12 protein-coding genes are annotated in these 17,984 nt (G+C 61.7%); all 12 read right to left on the reverse strand.

What is annotated here, in order from left to right; genetic code table 11:
• Positions 1-68: 68 nt before the first annotated feature.
• The gene (trxA, locus tag ACQY1K_RS17160) at positions 69-389 is read right to left on the reverse strand and encodes a thioredoxin (RefSeq protein WP_062462956.1); all 321 of its coding nucleotides are present in this window, start codon (positions 387-389) and stop codon (positions 69-71) included.
• 69 nt (positions 390-458) lie between these two features.
• Complete coding sequence (addA, locus tag ACQY1K_RS17165; protein ID WP_430257954.1) at positions 459-4,049, reverse strand: double-strand break repair helicase AddA; 3,591 nt, start codon at positions 4,047-4,049, stop codon at positions 459-461.
• Positions 4,042-7,245: a double-strand break repair protein AddB gene (gene addB, locus ACQY1K_RS17170; RefSeq protein WP_430257955.1), complete on the reverse strand. Its 3,204-nt coding sequence runs from the start codon at positions 7,243-7,245 to the stop codon at positions 4,042-4,044. The genes addA and addB overlap by 8 nt, the downstream gene beginning before the upstream one ends.
• 3 nt (positions 7,246-7,248) lie before the next feature.
• A complete protein-coding gene (locus ACQY1K_RS17175) occupies positions 7,249-7,989 on the reverse strand; it encodes a nucleotidyltransferase family protein (protein ID WP_430257956.1) in 741 nt (246 codons plus the stop codon).
• A gap of 16 nt (positions 7,990-8,005) precedes the next feature.
• Positions 8,006-9,523 (reverse strand): tRNA (adenosine(37)-N6)-threonylcarbamoyltransferase complex ATPase subunit type 1 TsaE, encoded by a 1,518-nt coding sequence (tsaE, locus tag ACQY1K_RS17180; protein ID WP_430257957.1) that lies wholly within the window; start codon positions 9,521-9,523, stop codon positions 8,006-8,008.
• Positions 9,520-12,111: an ATP-binding protein gene (locus ACQY1K_RS17185; RefSeq protein ID WP_430257958.1), complete on the reverse strand. Its 2,592-nt coding sequence runs from the start codon at positions 12,109-12,111 to the stop codon at positions 9,520-9,522. Before ACQY1K_RS17185 ends, tsaE begins: the two co-directional genes overlap by 4 nt.
• Before the next feature lie 207 nt (positions 12,112-12,318).
• The gene (ahcY, locus tag ACQY1K_RS17190) at positions 12,319-13,719 is read right to left on the reverse strand and encodes an adenosylhomocysteinase (RefSeq protein ID WP_062462971.1); all 1,401 of its coding nucleotides are present in this window, start codon (positions 13,717-13,719) and stop codon (positions 12,319-12,321) included.
• 160 nt (positions 13,720-13,879) lie between these two features.
• Positions 13,880-14,158, reverse strand: a complete 279-nt coding sequence (locus tag ACQY1K_RS17195; protein WP_062462974.1) for an HPr family phosphocarrier protein — start codon at positions 14,156-14,158, stop codon at positions 13,880-13,882.
• A gap of 17 nt (positions 14,159-14,175) precedes the next feature.
• The gene (locus ACQY1K_RS17200; protein ID WP_062462977.1) at positions 14,176-14,577 is read right to left on the reverse strand and encodes a PTS sugar transporter subunit IIA; all 402 of its coding nucleotides are present in this window, start codon (positions 14,575-14,577) and stop codon (positions 14,176-14,178) included.
• A gap of 127 nt (positions 14,578-14,704) precedes the next feature.
• Positions 14,705-15,172 carry an HPr kinase/phosphorylase gene (locus tag ACQY1K_RS17205; RefSeq protein WP_062577137.1) on the reverse strand — a complete coding sequence of 156 codons (468 nt, stop codon included), beginning with the start codon at positions 15,170-15,172 and terminating at the stop codon, positions 14,705-14,707.
• Positions 15,169-16,959, reverse strand: coding sequence for a stimulus-sensing domain-containing protein (locus ACQY1K_RS17210; RefSeq protein WP_430257959.1), 1,791 nt, complete (start codon positions 16,957-16,959; stop codon positions 15,169-15,171). The genes ACQY1K_RS17205 and ACQY1K_RS17210 overlap by 4 nt, the downstream gene beginning before the upstream one ends.
• Positions 16,960-17,071: 112 nt before the next feature.
• Positions 17,072-17,797 (reverse strand): response regulator transcription factor, encoded by a 726-nt coding sequence (locus ACQY1K_RS17215; protein ID WP_092665285.1) that lies wholly within the window; start codon positions 17,795-17,797, stop codon positions 17,072-17,074.
• Between the last annotated feature and the right edge of the window lie 187 nt (positions 17,798-17,984).

The following is a 17,984-nucleotide window of genomic DNA, read 5'->3' on the forward strand; positions in this document are numbered from 1 at the left end:
CAACAGCAGACAACAAAAAACCCGGCTGAGCGATCAGCCGGGTTTTTGGATTCACGTGAAACAGATTTTTAAGCGGCGCTGGAGATCCAGGCGGCAAGCGCCGTCTTTGGCGCAGCGCCAACCTTGATGTCGGCCACTTCGCCGCCCTTGAACATGGCAAGGGTCGGGATCGAGCGCACACCAAACTGGGCAGCCAGTTCCGGGTTCTCATCGATGTTCAGCTTGACGACCTTCACCTTGCCGGCGAGTTCCGTCGAAATCTCTTCAAGGCTCGGAGCGATCATCTTGCACGGGCCGCACCATTCAGCCCAGAAATCGACGACGACCGGCTCTACGGCGTCCAGAACTTCAGCCTGAAAATTGTTTGTATCGACTTTCACGGTAGCCATTGGGCTCTCCTTCGATTCTTGTTGACCCAGATGTGAGATCGGCACTCACTACTTTCAATGTCCGTCATGTCACTTTGTCTTAAGTTCTGCAAGCGAACGGGACATCAGCTCCACACCCAGCGGGATTACCTTTGCCGTCTCGGTGTAGACGAGCACGCAGTCGAGCGCTTTGCCCGGATAAAGAGGCGTGAGGATTTCGCGGTAGATGGAGAGCTGTGCGCGATGGGTCAATGGCACGTCTTCTGCAGTGCCCGGCGGAAAGCGGTTCGTCTTGTAATCGAGGATGATGACGCGGTCCTCCATCTCGACCAGCCGGTCGATCCGGCCCGAAATGGCATAGTCCTGCCCCTCCAGCGTCAGCGTCCCCATGATCGACACTTCCGACTGGCTGCGCGCAGAAAACACCGGTGCGAGCTCGGGAAGGGACAGAACGGACATGACACTCGCGACCAGTTGCTGGCGTTCGGCCTGCGGCCAGAAGCGGGCGGCGCGGTCGGCATAACGCCGGGCTGCACCCTCGCGTTCACCGTCCGGAAAGTCGGTCAGCATCTGCAGCATCCGATGCACCAGCTTGCCTTTTTGCAGTGCCAGGCTGCCGGTCGCCTTGTCTCCAAACAGGGGCGATGTGACGATCAGATCATCATCGTCGTCATCGATCATCGTGCCGGCACCAGACGGGCTAAGTGGCCTCGGCAGGATTTTTCGTGGGGGAAGCGGCCGGGAGAGGGCAGTGGGCAGGGTAGGGGCGAATGCCTCCCGTTCCGAGCCGCCTGCACCTGCGTGGTCCGCTTTGGCAGCAGCCTTGCCGGGCGCCTGGGGCAAACGCCAGGACAGGCCGTTCCACTCGCCCTCGGGTCCGGAGAATGTAGTCGGGCTGCAATGCTGACCGCTCGCCGACAAGGCCCGCGCGATCATCGCCTGCCAGCTGTCAGGGTTATCCCGGCTGCCACGATAGCCGCAAATCACCAGATGATCGGCAGCGCGTGTCATGCCCACATAGAGAAGTCGCCGGTACTCTTCTTCGGCAGAGGTCTTCAGCCGTTCGTCGTCGGCCGCCGTCAGCGGATTGGACAGCGTCTTGCCCGCAAGCCAGGCCGGAACATCGCCATGGACCGTCTTCAGCAACCGGAATTTCGGGACATGCGACGGAATGAAGGATTTCGAGTTGCTGTCGACGAGGAACACGACCGGCGCTTCGAGGCCCTTTGAAGCATGTACGGTCATGATCCGCACCTCGTTGCGGCCACCATCCTGTTCGCGCTTCACCTCGGGGCTTTCCAGCTCCAGCGTGGATACGAAAGCCTGCAGGCCGGGCAGGCCGGATGTCTCGTGATCGAGCGCGAAGGTGAGCAGTTCATCGAGAATATCGCCCGCCTCGGTGCCGAGCCGTCCGAGAAACTTCCGCCGTCCGCCATATTGTCCGAGAATACGGGCGTAGAGATCATGCGGGCTGAGCAGGCGCGACAGCGTCAGCAGATGCTGTAATCGCTCTGCTGCGTCGCGAAACCGCAGCGGCTGTTCCTCGGCAAGACGCTTCAGCTGCGCCCAGGCGCTGTCGTCTTCGGCTCTGAGCGCCGCAACCTCGAAGACATCCTCCTCGGACAGATCGAATAGCGGGCTTTTGAGAAGCGCTGCGAGCGAAAGGTCGTCCTGCGGCAGGAGCAGGAAACGGCCAAGCGCCAGCAGATCCTGCACCGCGATATGGCTTGTCAGCTTCAACCGGTCGGCGCCTGCTACGGGAATGTTGTCGCGACGTTTCAGCGCCCGCGTCAGCGCGTTGACGAAGGCGTCGCGCTTTCTCACGAGAACGAGAATGTCGCCAGGCTCGATCGGCCGTTCCACGCCCTTTTCGATGATCGTCTCGCGGCCGATCATCTCGCCGATCCGGGCGGCGATGCGAGAGGCAAGAATGGCAGCCGGTGCCTTGTCCGGGGTCGAATCGAACGGCGCGGTCCAGTCGTCTTCCTGTTCGGACACTTCGGGCGCCACCACGTCCCACAGATCGACTAGGCCGGGATGGCCCATGCGGTTGGAACGGTGCTGCACCGGATCACCGATCGCAGACAGTCCCTTGGCATTTTCCTCGATCGAAAACACCTGATCGACGGCAGAAAGAATGTCGGCTGTCGACCGGAAGGACAGCGGCAGGCGGATCGCATGAAACGGCTGGCCGCTGGCAGCCACCTGCCTCTTCGTCGCGCTGCGTTCCTCGGCAAACCGCTCCGGCCGCGCGCCCTGGAAGGAATAGATCGACTGTTTCTCGTCGCCGACCGCAAACATCGTCCGGCGCGTATCGCGCGCGCTGTTGCCGGAATAAAAGTCCTCCGCCAGCGACTTGATCACGGTCCACTGGATCGGGCTGGTATCCTGCGCCTCGTCGACCAGGATGTGATCGATCCCCTGGTCGAGCTTGTAATGCACCCAGGCGCCGACGCCGTCGCGGGTCAGGAGATCGGCGGTGCGGGCAATCAAATCCTCGAAATCGAGAAGGCTGCGGCCCCGTTTCAGGTCCTCGTAGTCGTCGGTCAGGCGTGCGGCAAGTGTCAGCGCCGCCTTGGTGGCCGCAAACAGCCGGAACAGCCGCAACCGGTTCCGGCAGCTCAGAACATGCTCCCGCGCCGCATCGATTGCGTCGGCAAGCTCCGGTGCGATCTTGGTCATGGCGCTGGCGATCAGGCTGCGATCCGCCTTCACCGTTCCCTTGGCGGTCAGGAAGATGGAATCGAGATAAGCGGCGCGCTTGAAGACATCCGGCTCCTTGGCGACCAGGCGCAAACCATAGGCCACCTCATGCACGGTCGAGCCGCCCTTCTGATCGGCAAGCGACAGATAGAGATCGAGCGTGATGCCGGAAAGCTGGGGCAGCGGCCAATAGGTGGCAGCGATCCTGTCTTCGCTATCGGCGGGGTCGAGCCCGAGAACCCGCTTCAGTTCCGGGCCGATGCCGCCGTGCTTTTCCGCCTGCGCGGTAAACTTGCGGATCGCCGTGCGTCTGGCAACGATATCGGACAGCAGCGCCTCCAGCCCGAACTCGTCGCCGAGATCGAGCACATGGGCAAAGGCTTCCGCCAGATCCGGATCGTCTTCAGCAGATGTCGCCGTCAGCAGCGAACGCCGCGCCTCTGAGAGGAGAGCAGTGGCGGCACGGTCGTCGAGCACGGAGAAATGGCCGGCCACATTGGCCTCCAGCGGAAACTGGTGCAGCAGGGCTTCGCAGAAGGCGTGGATCGTCTGGATCTTCAGTCCACCCGGCGTTTCCAGCGCCTTCGCAAACAGCCGCCGCGCCTCGGCAATTTTCAGCGAATCCGGCTCATGACCCTCGATAGCCGAAATCCGCGTGCGCAACTCCTCGTCGGAAAGAACCGTCCATTCCGACAGCCGCTGAAACACACGGTTTGACATTTCGGACGCCGCGGCCTTGGTATAGGTGAGGCAGAGGATGGCGGAGGGGCGGCATCCGGCAAGCAGAAGCCGGATCACCCGCTGGGTCAGAACATGTGTCTTGCCGGAGCCGGCATTGGCCGACACCCAGGCGGAACTTGACGGGTCCGATGCGCGCGATTGCTGAACCGTGGTCCAGTCGATCCAATGAAGCGGGTCGTCACCATCCGGCAGGTCCGAAGCCGGGTTATCCGGCAACTCGGTGAAAAGATCACTCATCGGCGTCCGCCTCTCCATCGTCATCGGCCGTCGACCACTCGGCAACGCGGGCGAGGTGATCGTATTCGCCGCCGAAATCCCCTTGCGCGAACGGCACCAGCCGCGAGGCGAACCCCGCATCGCCCTGACGCAGCTTGATGACGAACTTGGTCAGCTGGTCGATCGATTCCTGCGCGAGATCGATCGCCGATTTCGGCTGGCGCTTGGCATTCGCGGTTGCGCCCTCATTGTTGATCCGGTCTTCCTTGAACCGGTCGCCGGGGCGAAGCCGGACATAAAGAAGATCGCCGGGCCGCTGGATGCCCATCGTCTTGAAGGCGCCTGCCTGCAGCGCCGCTGCCTCCAAGGCAAGTTGCGGATCGAGTAACGACCTGGCCTGCAGTATGGAAGGATTGAGGCCGGTCTTGTAGTCGATGATATCGGCCTCACCGGACCGCTTGATGTCGATCCGGTCAGCAATGCCGGTGACGCGAATGCCGGCACTCTCGACGTCGAAACCGGCACCGGCTTCCGTCACGCTGCTGCGCACGTCCGGTGCGCGACGCTCTTCCCAGTCGAGAAACGCCCGCGCGACCTCGACGAAGCGCGGCCGCCAGACCCGGTCGATATGCGGCGGGAGCTGTTCGGCGTCGAACAGCTCCCGCGTGATGTGCTGCATTGCTTCACGTGAAACCGGCGTACCGGGCTTGTGGCCTTCGCGCGTATAGCGGTCGATAATGGCGTGGTAGAGCGTGCCGCGCTGTGCGGCACCCGGGTCCTCGTTGAACGGCGCCAGCGGATCGAGCTTCAGGATGCGCCGTGCATAGATCGAATAGGGGTCGCGGCGCAGCCGTCCGACTTCGCTGAACGAATATTTGACCGGCTGCAGCTCCGCCGGCGGTTTGGGGGCAGGGCGCCTGGCAGGCTGCTGGTTGTCGCCGCGATCGATCAGCGATGCCCAGTGAAGGACATCCTTGCCGCGTGCCTTCAATTTGTCGGCAAAGCTTTTGCCGCCCAGTGCCAGCAGTCTCTGCAGCCAGCGGGAAGCAACCGTCGGCGTCGATCCCTGCCGTGTGGAGCGGGAAAAGATCAGGTTGCGGGTGCCGCAGGCCATTTCGAAATCGTGCGCCAGCTGGCCGATCCGCCGTTCGGGCGGTTCCAGACCCATGTCGGTCTTCATCGAACGCGACAGGAACGGGTTGTTGACTGTCTGTCCCGGCCAGGAGCCTTCGTTGAGACCGCCGAGGATCATCGTATCAACGCTTTGCAGCCGCGCTTCCAGCGTTCCGAAGATAAACACCCGAGGATGCGCAAGCGATCGTGGCTTGACCGCTTCGCCTGTCGTCAGCGCCATGACGATGTCGATCCACTGCGGCCCGTCAGCCTCGATCTGCCCATCGGTCTCGATCACTTCGCCGAGCAGACCCGAGAGACGTTCGCCCGGCTCACCCGACCAGAGCGCCGAGAGATCACCGCGCTCGTCGATGCACAGCGCTTCGAGCGCGCGCCCCGTGCGGGTCGCCCAATCGGACAGCGTCAGTCTTGCCGTCAGCCCGCGCCCATCGGGACGGCGGCGGATAAAGGCGCTGACCAGCGGTTCGACCGCTGTCGATATCCGCTTTGCGATATCCTTTGCCTGACCGACCGCGCCTTCGGGCAACGAGCTGCGCCAATGCGGCATGTGCCGGTCTTCAAGGATCAGGGTCAGCTGCGCATCGAGAAGCGGCTCGAGTGCTGAAATATCCATGTCGCCGACGCCACCGCGGAGTGCCAGCACTTCCAGCGCATCGATCGCGGCGCGCAACTCCGCCGGAGGAAGGCCGAGCCGGATCAGCGGATGTTTGAGCAGGCCGACGATTGCCACAGGGTCGCCCGGGCGAAGCGTCGCTTCGAGCAGAAGCTGGGTCAGCGTGCCCTGCGGCGTGCCGGAAAGGGCGGAACCTGCCGAATCGTCGGCGAGGATGCCGAAACGGGCAAGTTCTGCGGTGACGCGGCGGCCAAGCGCGCGGTCGGGCGTGATCAGCGCTGCCTGGGCCTCGCCACCGTTTCGTCCGGGTTTTTCCAGCGCCAGCCGCAAGGCGATGGCAATCGCCACCGCTTCCTCGCGCTCGTTTGCAGCTTCGATCAGCGAAACATCGGCAAAGGCCGCGCGCAGCCTTTCAGGGTCGGCCTCCTGGCGCCATGTACTCCAGCGATCGGTCGCCTTGGCGGGCACCAGCGCCTGCGAGATCGCCTCGGCGCGAAAGGCGAGATCGGCCTGCGTCTCGCCGATGACAGTGACATCCTCACGTGTCGCACCGATCTTCTTCAACAGGCGGGACAAACCGAACTGCGGATGGCTGCGGCTCGAAGGGTCGGGCTTGCCGTCGAAGGTTTCCTCGCCCACCATGTCCCACTGGTCCTGCGGCATCGTCATGTCGAGACCCGGCAGGACAACCGTGCCTTCGGCAAGCCTGGAGATCGCCGCGATCAGCTCGGCCGCTGCCGGAACAGAGCCTGTGGATCCTGCAACAATCACGGGCCCCTTGTGCTCCCGCTCGGTAATCCGACGCGCCTCTCCGCGCAGGATTGAAGCACGATGCTTTGCCGGCGAAGAGCGTTTCAACTCCTCAAGTCGCGTCGGCCAGAAACCGCTGGCGATCTTCAGGAATTCGGCCGTCAGCTGCCACCAGAGCGCATGTTCGCCGGTCTGGAGATTGTCGAGATCCTTCCAGTCGCGTTCCTCGGTCTCGATCGCATCAATCAGTTCCGCTAGCGCCCGGGCAAGCCAGATCGCGTCCGCCGGGCTTGCGGGCGCGACCAGCGGCGATTCCGAATGCACGTCCAGCACGATCTTCGGCAGCTGGTTGCGCCAGGCAAGGATCAGCCGTCCGAGTTCGAGAAGTCGCGCCGTGCCGCCGATCGGCAGGGCCAGATCCATTTCCTCGGGTGCAACGAGATCGAAAAAGCTCTGATCGTCGTCGGTTTCGCCAAGTGGCCGGATGACTGGCAGGATCGCAGCGCGGCCGCCGAGAAGATCGACGAATTCCGAGCGCAGCACGCGGGCCGAACGGCGCGTCGGCACAAAAATGGTGACGTCAGCCAGCGACAGCGGATTTTGGGGATCGTAGCGAAACGTCTCGTTCAGTCGCCCGTCGCAGAGTGCTGCGGCTAGCGTCTTCAGGAAAGGCGCACCTGACGGGATGGAGAAGAGACGGTTCGGCGATACATCCGACATCGATCAGGCCCCCGCTTTGTGGCGGGCAATCACGGCTTCGGCCTCAGGCAGCGCTTCCGGCGTGCCGACGGTGATCCATTCGCCATCCATCACATGGCCGAACAGCCGATCGTTCTGGATCGCGCGGTCGAAATAGATGTTGAGATTGAAGGCATCGTCAGGCGCGTCGTCGAGAAGCGACGTGTGCATGACGATCGCGCCCGCATAGACGACCGGGTTATCTTCGCCTTCAACGTAACGCGAAAGCCGGCCGTCGGAGGACAGCTGGAAATCCTTCTTGCCGTTGTGTCCGGTGGTGCGCTCCAGCGGCACGCAGAGCAGCGCCATATCCATGCGCTGCGGATCGAAAAACCCGGCCAGTCGCTCAAGATTGGTGGGCGCGCCTGCCTTCTCCCCGATCCAGAACAGGTCGGCATTCATGACAAAGACAAAGCCGGGTTGAAGCAGCGATAAGCCCTGCTTCAACCCACCACCCGAGTTCATCAGTTGGGCCCGCTCGTCGGACACGGTGATCTCAAGGCGCGGATAGGCGGCGAGATGCGCTTCCATCCGGTCGGCGAAGTGATGGACGTTGACGACCGCATGCGTCACGCCGACGTCGGCCAGGGCATCGAGCCCGTAATCGATCATCGGCTTTCCGGCAACGGGCACCAGTGGCTTCGGCATCGTCTCGGTGATCGGGCGAAGCCGGGTACCGAGCCCTGCCGCCAGCACCATAGCCTGCGAGATCGGGGCGTTGGTCATGTCCATGCAACCGTATTTATGATTCGGGAAGCTCTATACCAGCCCTGTGGCACCAATCGCGCAAGGGCGCGAGTGCTTCATGCGCGAGTGCCGTCGAAAGATGGCACAATGTTCGCGGCATATGCTTCATATATTGCGGCTTGCCGTCGCGTTCGCGCAGGCGAACCCAGAGCCCGGCGAGCTTGCAGTTGCGCTGTGCCGCCATGATCGCCCAGGATTTCAGGAAACCCGCTTCGTCAAAGCCACCAAGCGCACGGCGCAGCGTCAGGTAGTCGATCATCATCTGATCAGCGAGGGGCTTCGGAATATCAACGCGTGCGTCCTGGACCAGCGACGCGAGGTCGTAAGCCGTCGGGCCGATCATCGCATCCTGAAAATCGATCAGGCCAACCTGATGCACGCCGGAGGCTTGGCTACGCCAGATGATGTTCGGGGAATGGAAATCGCGCAGCAGCAGGTTTTTCTCCGCGCTTCCGAGCTCTGCGATCAGCCCGTCCCAGATCGAGAGATACTCCTCTCGCTCGTCCGCTCCAGGCTGCCCGCCGCGCTTCCACGGCAGATACCAGTCGAGCAGAAGCCGCGCTTCCATCTTCATCGCGACCGGATCGAAATCCGGAATGTGATGCGTGTGGGAGCCGGCGACGGGAAGATCCTGGCGGATCTCATGGCCGTGCAGATAGGCGAGCGCCACGACGCTTTCGCGATAACGTTCGCCGATCGGCTGTCCGTCCTCGTCGAGCACACCATCCTGGCCGAGGTTTTCGATGAGGAGAATGCCCTGGTCATAATCCACGGCAAGCACTTCAGGGGCGCAAAGACCTATGCCGCGTAGATAGTCGGAGATCGCCACGAAGGGATAGGCGTCCTCGGCGATATGCGCCACTTTTGGATAGGGCTTGCCGTCGAGAACCGGCGGACCCTCTGGCCGCTTCGGCCAGTCCATCAGGATCACCTTTTCGGCTGATTCGGCCAGAACGGTTTCATAGGCCCGCATCGAGGCATCGCCGGTCAGGAACCGGCGTCGGCCATCGGCATGACCGTGAGTGCGCAGAAACTCGCGGATGGCGATCACCCGGCGAATGCGGGCAAGGGCTGCTTCCGGTGCCGTAATCGTCGCCCGTCGGCCGCTCGTCTCATGCTCGAGCGTCAGCGTGATGCGATCCGCGGGCAGGAGGTCGCCGCCCATTTCCGGCCATTCGACAAGGCAGATACCGGACGAAAGCGCTTCGTCGAAACCGAGTTCGTCGAGCTCAGACGGATCGGCCAGCCGATAGAGATCGAAATGCGCCACGGGAATGCGCAGTTCATAGATCTGGACCAGCGTGAAAGTGGGGCTTGGCACTTCCAGATCGTCCTGGTCCGCCATGGCCCGAAGAAAGGCACGCGCCAGCGTCGATTTGCCGGCGCCGAGATCGCCCGAAAGAGCCAGGCAGTCGCCAGCCTTCAGCGCCAGCACCAGATCCTCGCCGAACAGAATTGTCTCGGCCTCGTCGGTCAGTGCCACGACAATGCTATCGCCAGGCGCAGCGATCATTCGGCCGCGACCGAACGGGTCCGCGCTCCAACCGGAATGCGACAGGTAACCACCGTTCCCTGTCCGGCCCGGCTGTCGATCGAGACGTCCCCGTTGTGAAGGGTAACGAAGCTTTCGACGATCGAAAGACCAAGGCCAGCACCGCTGCGCTTGCCGCCCTTGGCGTTTGCCTTGAACCGGTCGAACACCGTTTTCAGCATGTCAGGAGGAATGCCGGGGCCTCTGTCAGTTACCGAGAAGAACACGTTGCCCTCGTCGCGCCAGCAATTCAGCGAGATCGCGGACCCCTCGGGCGCAAAATTGGTGGCGTTCATCAGAAGCTTGATCAGGATCTGCTTCAGCCGCTGCTCGTCGGCAAACACGGTTCCGAGTGCCGTTGGCGCAATGATTTCCAGCGTCACCGTATTTTCGTGGAGCCGGTCGGCGATCTGCATCGCTACGTCGTCCAAAAGCTCGTCCACGGCCAGCTGCGAATAGTTCAGCTGCATGATGCCGGCATCGACGGTCGCGAGATCAAGGATATCGTTGACGATGGTGAGAAGCACCGACGAGGACGTGGAGATGTGGTCTATATATTCGGCCTGCCGCTCGTTCAATTCGCCCATGCCGGGCGTCTTCAGGAGATCCGTGAAGCCAATGATGTTGGTCAGCGGCGAGCGCAGCTCGTAGGAAACATGCTGGACGAAATCGTTCTTCAGCTCGTCTGCCTTCTGCAGCGCCTCGTTCTTTTCCTTGAGTGCCCGCTCGGCGCGCGCGCTGGCCGTCATGTCGACGAAGGTGAACATCGTCTGGGCATTCGGCAGAGGCGTCGCGGCATAATCAAGGATCAGGCCGGAATAGAGCTCGAACGTTCCCTGTATCGAGGCCCGTTCGTCATCGAAATTGGTCAGCATCTGCCCGAAATGACGCCAGCCGTCCGGCTCGTCATAGGATGGCGCGCAGGCTTTCTCGATCGCCTTGATATGGGTGCCCGGCTTGGTCTCGTCGGCGGTCACGCCCCAGAGCGCACGGAAAGCGGGGTTGGACAGTGTGATTCGGCCGTCCGGGCCGAACACTGCCACGCCTTCTGCAAGGTGGTCGATCGTTTCGCCCTGAACCTTAACCAGCGTGTTGTAACGGGTTTCGAGATCGACCTGTTCTGTCAGGTTCTCGAACACCCAGGTGGCGCCGCCGCGAGGGTGCGCGGTGGCGATGACGCGCAGCGTCTGGCCGTTCGGCAGATGCCAGGTATCGGTCTTGGTATCGAGCGCCTGGTAGATCGACAGCGCCGATTCCTTCCAGTTGCGCCAGCTGAGCTCTTCCGGCAGCTTGCCGTTGGCGCGCAGCTTGTCGAGCAGTTCGGAATTATCCGGCCGCGATTCGAGGAAGGGCAGGGAAAGGCCCCACAGCTGGACGAAAGCCTGGTTGTAGAATTGCAGCCGCCGTTCGCCGTCGAAGATCGCGACGGGTGTCGCGAGATGGTCCAGCGTTTCGGCGTGGCTGTTGAGCGTCCGCTTCAGCTCTTCGCGCACCGATTCGGCTTCCGACACATCGATCGCAATGCCGACGGAACCGTTCGTTGCCACGACATCGACAACGTCGAACACGGTACGATTGCCGCGCACGACAGTGGAGATGCGGTCGTGGAAAGGCGAGTTGGCTGTTGCGACGGCGCGGATCTTCTCACGCGCGATCGTGCCCAGGAATTCGCGGCTTTCGTCAACGGCCTGCGTCGGAACCTTGGCTTCGACGGCATCGCTATAGGCGTGGTTGACCCAGGCAAGCCTGCCCTGTGCGTCGCGCTGCCAGACCGGCTGTTCGATCGTGTCGAGCAGCGAGTGGAAAAGCGAGATGGAGTGGGTCAGCCGTTCGCGTTCGATCTTCAGTTCGGCAAGCTCGGCGCGCAGGTTGTTGAGCGCGATAAAGCGGACAAACGCCTTTCCGCCCGAAACGCGGCCCTGCACCTCAAGGATTTCGTCGCGGTTGGTTTCAAGAACCAGATCGAAGCTGCGGGCTTCGCCGCGCAGAGCGTCGATCGCCTTTTCAAGCTCGATTGCCGAGGAAGAGCGCAGCCAGCGGCCGAAGGCGAGAAAATCGCGATCCTGCTGCGGCGCGCCGGTTTCAGCCGGCAGCTGGCCCAGGAACTCAGGTTTGGAGTAGCCGCTTTCCCACACCACGATGCGGCGGTTCTTGTCGGCGATCAGCGCTTCGTACTTGGAAATCCGCTGCTGCGCATCCGACAGCGCGCTGCGCATATCCTGGGTTTCGGCTTCCATGTTGCCGCGCTGGCGAACCAGCCAGACGGCCGACAGCAGGGCAGCCCCCAGCGCGCCAAGCACCAGCGACGACCAGATCACCTGGGTCGACGAGAACATGTGCGGACCGACCGTGCCGGCCTCCTGTGCATGCGCCATCCCAGCCACGCCTGAGAGCACCGTCCCCGCCAGGAACGCTGCAGCCGGACGTGCCAAGCTCACCGGCGCAAGCCGGGCAAGGTCTTTCTTCCACCGCCCATTTGCCGCCTCTTTGCAGGCGTCGAGGCCGCAGCTCATCGCCACGCCACAAATGAGATCGGCCTGCTTTCGCAGGCTCGTTTTTCTTACCGACATGACCGGTCTGTCTCCGTCCAATTGCCGCTTATCGACAAGACATACCACATCGCACCTTGCCCGAAGCCGGAGGCCCGAACGAGTACGAATCAAGAGCTGTAACAATACCTGCCGCGGCAGAGAGCGGGAAGGCGCGGGGCCAAAAAAGAAGCCGCAGCCTTTGTCAAGGCTGCGGCCACAAGATGTTGTGGATTGTTCGGCTACGGATCAGTAGCGGTAGTGTTCAGCCTTGAACGGACCCTGCGACGAGACGCCGATATAAGCAGCCTGTTCGTCAGAAAGTTTGGTCAGCGTCACGCCGAGCCTTCCGAGGTGAAGACGGGCAACTTTTTCGTCGAGGTGCTTGGGCAAGATATAGACCTCGTTTTTGTATTCGCCCTGCTTCGTGAACAGCTCGATCTGCGCCAGCGTCTGGTTGGTGAACGAGGCGGACATGACGAAGGACGGATGGCCGGTGGCATTTCCGAGGTTGAGAAGGCGACCCTCCGACAGAAGGATCATCCGGTTGCCCTTCGGGAACTCGATCATGTCGACCTGCGGCTTCACGTTGGTCCACTTCAGGTTCTTGAGCGCCGCAACCTGGATCTCGTTATCGAAATGGCCGATATTGCCGACGATCGCCATATCCTTCATCTCGCGCATATGCTCGATGCGGATGACGTCCTTGTTGCCCGTCGTGGTGATGAAGATATCGGCCGAGGCAACGACGTCTTCGAGCACGACAACTTCAAACCCGTCCATGGCAGCCTGCAGGGCGCAGATCGGATCGACTTCCGTGACCTTCACGCGAGCACCGGCGCCCTGAAGCGAAGCAGCCGAACCCTTGCCGACATCGCCGTAACCGCAGACGACGGCGACCTTGCCGGCCATCATCACGTCGGTGCCGCGGCGAATGCCGTCGACCAGCGATTCCTTGCAGCCGTACTTGTTGTCGAACTTCGACTTGGTGACGGAGTCGTTGACGTTGATGGCCGGGAAGGGCAGCAGGCCCTTCTTGGAAAGATCATAGAGGCGGTGAACGCCTGTGGTGGTCTCTTCGGTCACACCCTTGATCGCATCGCGCTGCTTGGTGAACCAGCCTGGCGAAGCGGCAAGACGCTTCTTGATCTGCGCGAACAGGATCTCTTCTTCTTCCGATGTGGGCACGGAAAGAACGTCCTCACCGGCTTCGGCACGGGCGCCGAGCAGGATGTACATGGTGGCGTCGCCACCATCATCGAGGATCATGTTGGAGAAGCCGCCATCGGTCCACTGAAAGATCTTGTCGGTGTATTCCCAGTACTCGGTGAGCGATTCACCCTTCACGGCAAATACCGGGATGCCGGACGCTGCAATTGCAGCAGCGGCATGATCCTGGGTCGAGAAGATGTTGCAGGAGGCCCAGCGAATGTCGGCGCCGAGTTCCTTCAGCGTCTCGATCAGAACCGCCGTCTGGATCGTCATGTGCAGCGAACCGGAGATGCGGGCGCCCTTGAGCGGCTGCGATGCACCGAATTCCTCGCGGCACGACATCAGGCCCGGCATTTCGGTTTCGGCGATGTCGAGCTCCTTGCGGCCGTAGGCAGCAAGTTCGATATCCGCGACGATGTAATCCTTGTCAGTGCTCATAAAGCTCTCCGCGTGGTGTGTCGAAGGCAGGGGAACGGATTTCCGTTCATCCGGGCGTCGACGAAAAATCTCGCCAGCGGTGTAACAGGCTTGGGGCTGACTTGCAACCAACACATAAAGACGTCTTTATATGTTTATGTCCGTTCGGTTGCTATGGTTATCAAGCTTCTTCGCCGAACTTGTTGGCAACGAGCGCCTCCAGAGCGTCGAGCGCTTCAACAGCCTGCGGGCCGCTTGCGGAAACCTCGATCGAACAGCCGGTGCTGGCGGCCAGCATCATCAGGCCCATGATGGAATTGCCGCCGACTGTCGATCCATCCCTTGAAACCTTCACATCGGCTTCGAAACTTTCCACCATCTGCACGAACTTGGCCGATGCTCGCGCGTGGAGACCACGCTTGTTGACGATTGTGAAATGCCGTGGGGCAAGGGGAGACATGCGTTTGCAGTGCTTTCTTATTTTCCGCTGAGCACGCGGCTTGCGACGTTGATATATTTGCGGCCGGCCTCGGAGGACTCGACCAGCGAGCGCTCCATGTTGTTGTCGCTTCGGACGCCGGCAAGCTTGATCAGCATCGGCAGGTTCATGCCGGCGATGACCTCCGTCTTGCCGCTTTCCATCACTGAGATCGAAAGGTTCGACGGCGTACCGCCGAACATGTCGGTGAGGATGATGACGCCGTATCCGTCATCGGCCTTGGCGACCGCATCGACGATATCCTGCCTCCGCTGGTCCATATCGTCTTCGGGGCCGATGCAAATGGTTTCGATGAATTTCTGAGGTCCGACGACGTGCTCGACGGCCTGTCGAAATTCCTCAGCCAGCTTGCCATGAGTGACAAGCACAATTCCGATCATGAAAACTGCCCCCTGCTATGGAAACTTGCGGCCAATATCGCAACGCAATACAGGCGTCCAGCGGTGGGGAGCCATCTTCGCCATGTCCGCATCAAGTTCAAGTTAAAAAATCGCGAGCCGGATTGGGTCAGAAGGGTCGCTCCCCTCGAAATGCCGGGAAAAGGCCGGAAAGCGCGGAAAGAGGCTCCGGAAAGAGCGACCATAATCTCACCAGTGGAATGTCTCCGAGACCCGAAAGCGCGAAGCGTTCGTTGTCCGGCGGATACCGTTCGTCGTTCGGAGACGACAGGACGCGCACGGCAAGATCGAGGGCAGCTGACGGGGCGGAGTCTACTTCGATAATGCCACTGCCGCGCAATTCGATGAGGCCGGCGATCGTCTGCGGCCGGTGTGCGACGAGGCGATCATTCTCGCGCGAGACAAACACCTGGTCGTCGGCCACCAGCGCCGAAAAGACGCCCTGGCGTCTGGCGGCACTCAGACAGGCAAACGCCAGCATGGATTTACCGCTGCCGGAAGGACCGGTGAAGAGGATGCCGCGGGTCCCGACGACGATCGCCGTTGCATGGATATTGACCCGTTGCGTGTCGCTCATGGCTCTTCGCCTGAAGGAAGCAACAGCGTGAAGCGCGCGCCCTTGAGCGTCTCCGTCTGGGGATCGACAAGGTTTTCCGCCTGCAGCGAGCCGCCGTGCGCCACGGCGATCTGACGGCTGATCGACAGTCCCAGGCCCGAATTCTGGCCGAAGCTCTCGCCATCGGGGCGATCGGTGTAGAACCGCTCGAAGATGCGATCGATGTTCTCGGCCTGAATGCCCGGACCGTTGTCATCCACGGTGACGACCACCTTGTCCTTGACCCGGGCGAGGCGGATGGCAATGCGACCGCCTTTTTCCGGCACGAAGGAGCGGGCATTTTCGATAAGGTTGGTGATGATCTGGCCAAGCCGCAGATCGTGGCCGTTGACGAGGTAGTTTGGTTTCTGCCCGCCCTTCGCGTCGATGACCAGATCGATCTCAACCGGTTTGCGGCCGGTGCGGATCTGTCTGGAAATATCGACGAGGTTGCCGAGCAGCGTATCCATGCCGACAGGTGCCGAATCGGTCCGGGCAAGTTCCGCATCGAGCCTCGATGCATCGGAGATATCACTGATGAGACGGTCGAGGCGGCGCACATCGTGGAAGATGATATCCGTCAGTTTCTGTTTGGAGGCCTCGGATTTGGCAAGCGGCAGCGTCTCGACGGCGCTGCGCAAGGACGTCAGCGGGTTCTTCAGCTCGTGGCTCACGTCGGCTGCGAAGCTTTCGATCGCGTCGATGCGGTCGTAGAGCGCATTGGTCATGTCGCGAACAGCGATCGAGAGGTTGCCGATCTCGTCCTGACGATAGGAGAAATCCGGAATCTCTTCACGCTGCTTGGCACCGCGACGGACGCGAACAGCAGCAGCAGCAAGCCGGCGCAACGGATTGGCGATGGTGGACGACAGGAGCAGCGACAGCAGAATGTTGACGAGGGTCGCGACGCCGAAGACGCGCATGATCGCCAGCCGCTCCGCATGCACGATCTTGTCGATGTCGCCGGCCTGGGTCGAGAGAAGCAGAACGCCGAGCACCGCGCGGAACCTCTGGACCGGGACGGCGACGGAGACGATCAGTTCGCCGCGATCGGTAATGCGCACCACGGCGCCGCGAACGCCAGTCAGCGCGTTCATCACTTCCGGATAGATCGAGCCATCGCCACCCGGCGCTTCCTTGTAGGTCGGCAGGTTGCCGGGCTGCAGCATGCGGTTGAACAAGCCGGCAACCCATTCGCTCCAGGTCTGCGACTGATCTTCAACCGGCGGCAGATCAAAGCGCAGCACCTGGCCGCGCGAATAGAGGTGGCGCGAGTCCAGCAGCAGGTTTGCGTCTGCATCGAACAGTCGGGCGCGGGTGCGGGTCGGCGAGATCAGCCGCCGCAGCACGGGCGCGACCCGCTCGGGGTCGATCGGGAAATCGAGGTCCTCGTCGTTCGGCACCGGCGTGATGCTCTGGCCTGCCTGCAGTTCGAGAAGCTTCTGCGGATCGATGGTGATCGAATTGGTATCGACGGAGGCCGAGGCAGAGATTGCGCCGGCAATGATTTCACCCTGGGTCAGCAGGCTCTCGACGCGGGCATCGATCAACCCCTCGCGAAACTGGTTGAGATAGAGGATGCCGGCGACGAGAACGACGGTCGCCGCGATGTTGAAGAACAGGATGCGGCGGGTGAGGCTGGAAAACACCGCGTGGCCGAACACCCGGCGAATGAGCGTGAACGGTCGCGACCAGAAGCGCCGTGAGGCGCGGCGTATTCCGGCACTCGCGGGTCTGGTCGTTCCGGTTTCATGCAATCGGTCTGCCACGTGCAGTCCTTCCAGAGAGCTTACAGTCTAAGCCCTGTGCCGCGGTGGCTTCAAGTTACGCATCCGCACGATCGAATTTTTAGAGGCTCCCGGGTCTCGGAGCTGGCAACCGTTACGCAGCCTCGCGGAATCGGTAGCCAACGCCGTACAGCGTCTCGATCATGTCGAAATCCGTGTCAACCATCTTGAACTTCTTGCGCAGGCGTTTGATGTGGCTGTCGATGGTGCGGTCGTCCACATAGACCTGTTCGTCATAGGCGGCATCCATCAGCGCGTCGCGGCTTTTCACCACGCCCGGGCGCTGCGCCAGCGAATGCAGGATCAGGAATTCCGTGACTGTCAGGGTTACCGCTTCGCCCTTCCAGGTGCAGGTGTGGCGTTCCTGGTCCATCGCCAGCTGGCCGCGTTCCAGTGTGCGGGCCGCCAACTGGTCCGGGGTCGGCTTGACGCCGCCACTTGCCTGCTGGGCTTCTCGTGCGCTGGAGCGGCGCAGGATCGCCTTCACGCGCTCGACCAGCAATCGCTGCGAGAACGGCTTGGTGATGAAATCGTCTGCGCCCATCTTGAGGCCGAACAGCTCGTCGATCTCTTCATCCTTGGAGGTGAGGAAGATCACAGGCAGATCGGATTTCTGTCGCAGGCGTCGCAACAGCTCCATTCCGTCCATGCGCGGCATTTTGATATCGAAGATGGCCAGGTGCGGGGGGCGGGCGATCAGCCCGTCGAGCGCGGAGGCGCCATCGGTATAGGTTTCGACCTTATACCCTTCGGCTTCCAGTGCAATCGACACCGAAGTCAGGATATTGCGGTCGTCATCTACGAGCGCGATTGTCTGCATTCTCTCCGTCTCCATCGTCATATAGGCGCATCTCCTGGATGTCCTCAGCCAGAATTGGCGAAAGCCATGCGCTTCTTCAGTATAAAGGTGGAACAAATTGTGGCAACGCCAAGAGGCGCACGGTCGGTAGGGACCTTTGTCCCAATGAGCCAAACACAGTCTGCAGGTCGTGAAAGACCCCCAGAAA

The sequence above is a fragment of the Neorhizobium sp. IRS_2294 genome (genome assembly GCF_050500145.1).
Lineage (GTDB): Bacteria > Pseudomonadota > Alphaproteobacteria > Rhizobiales > Rhizobiaceae > Neorhizobium > Neorhizobium soli.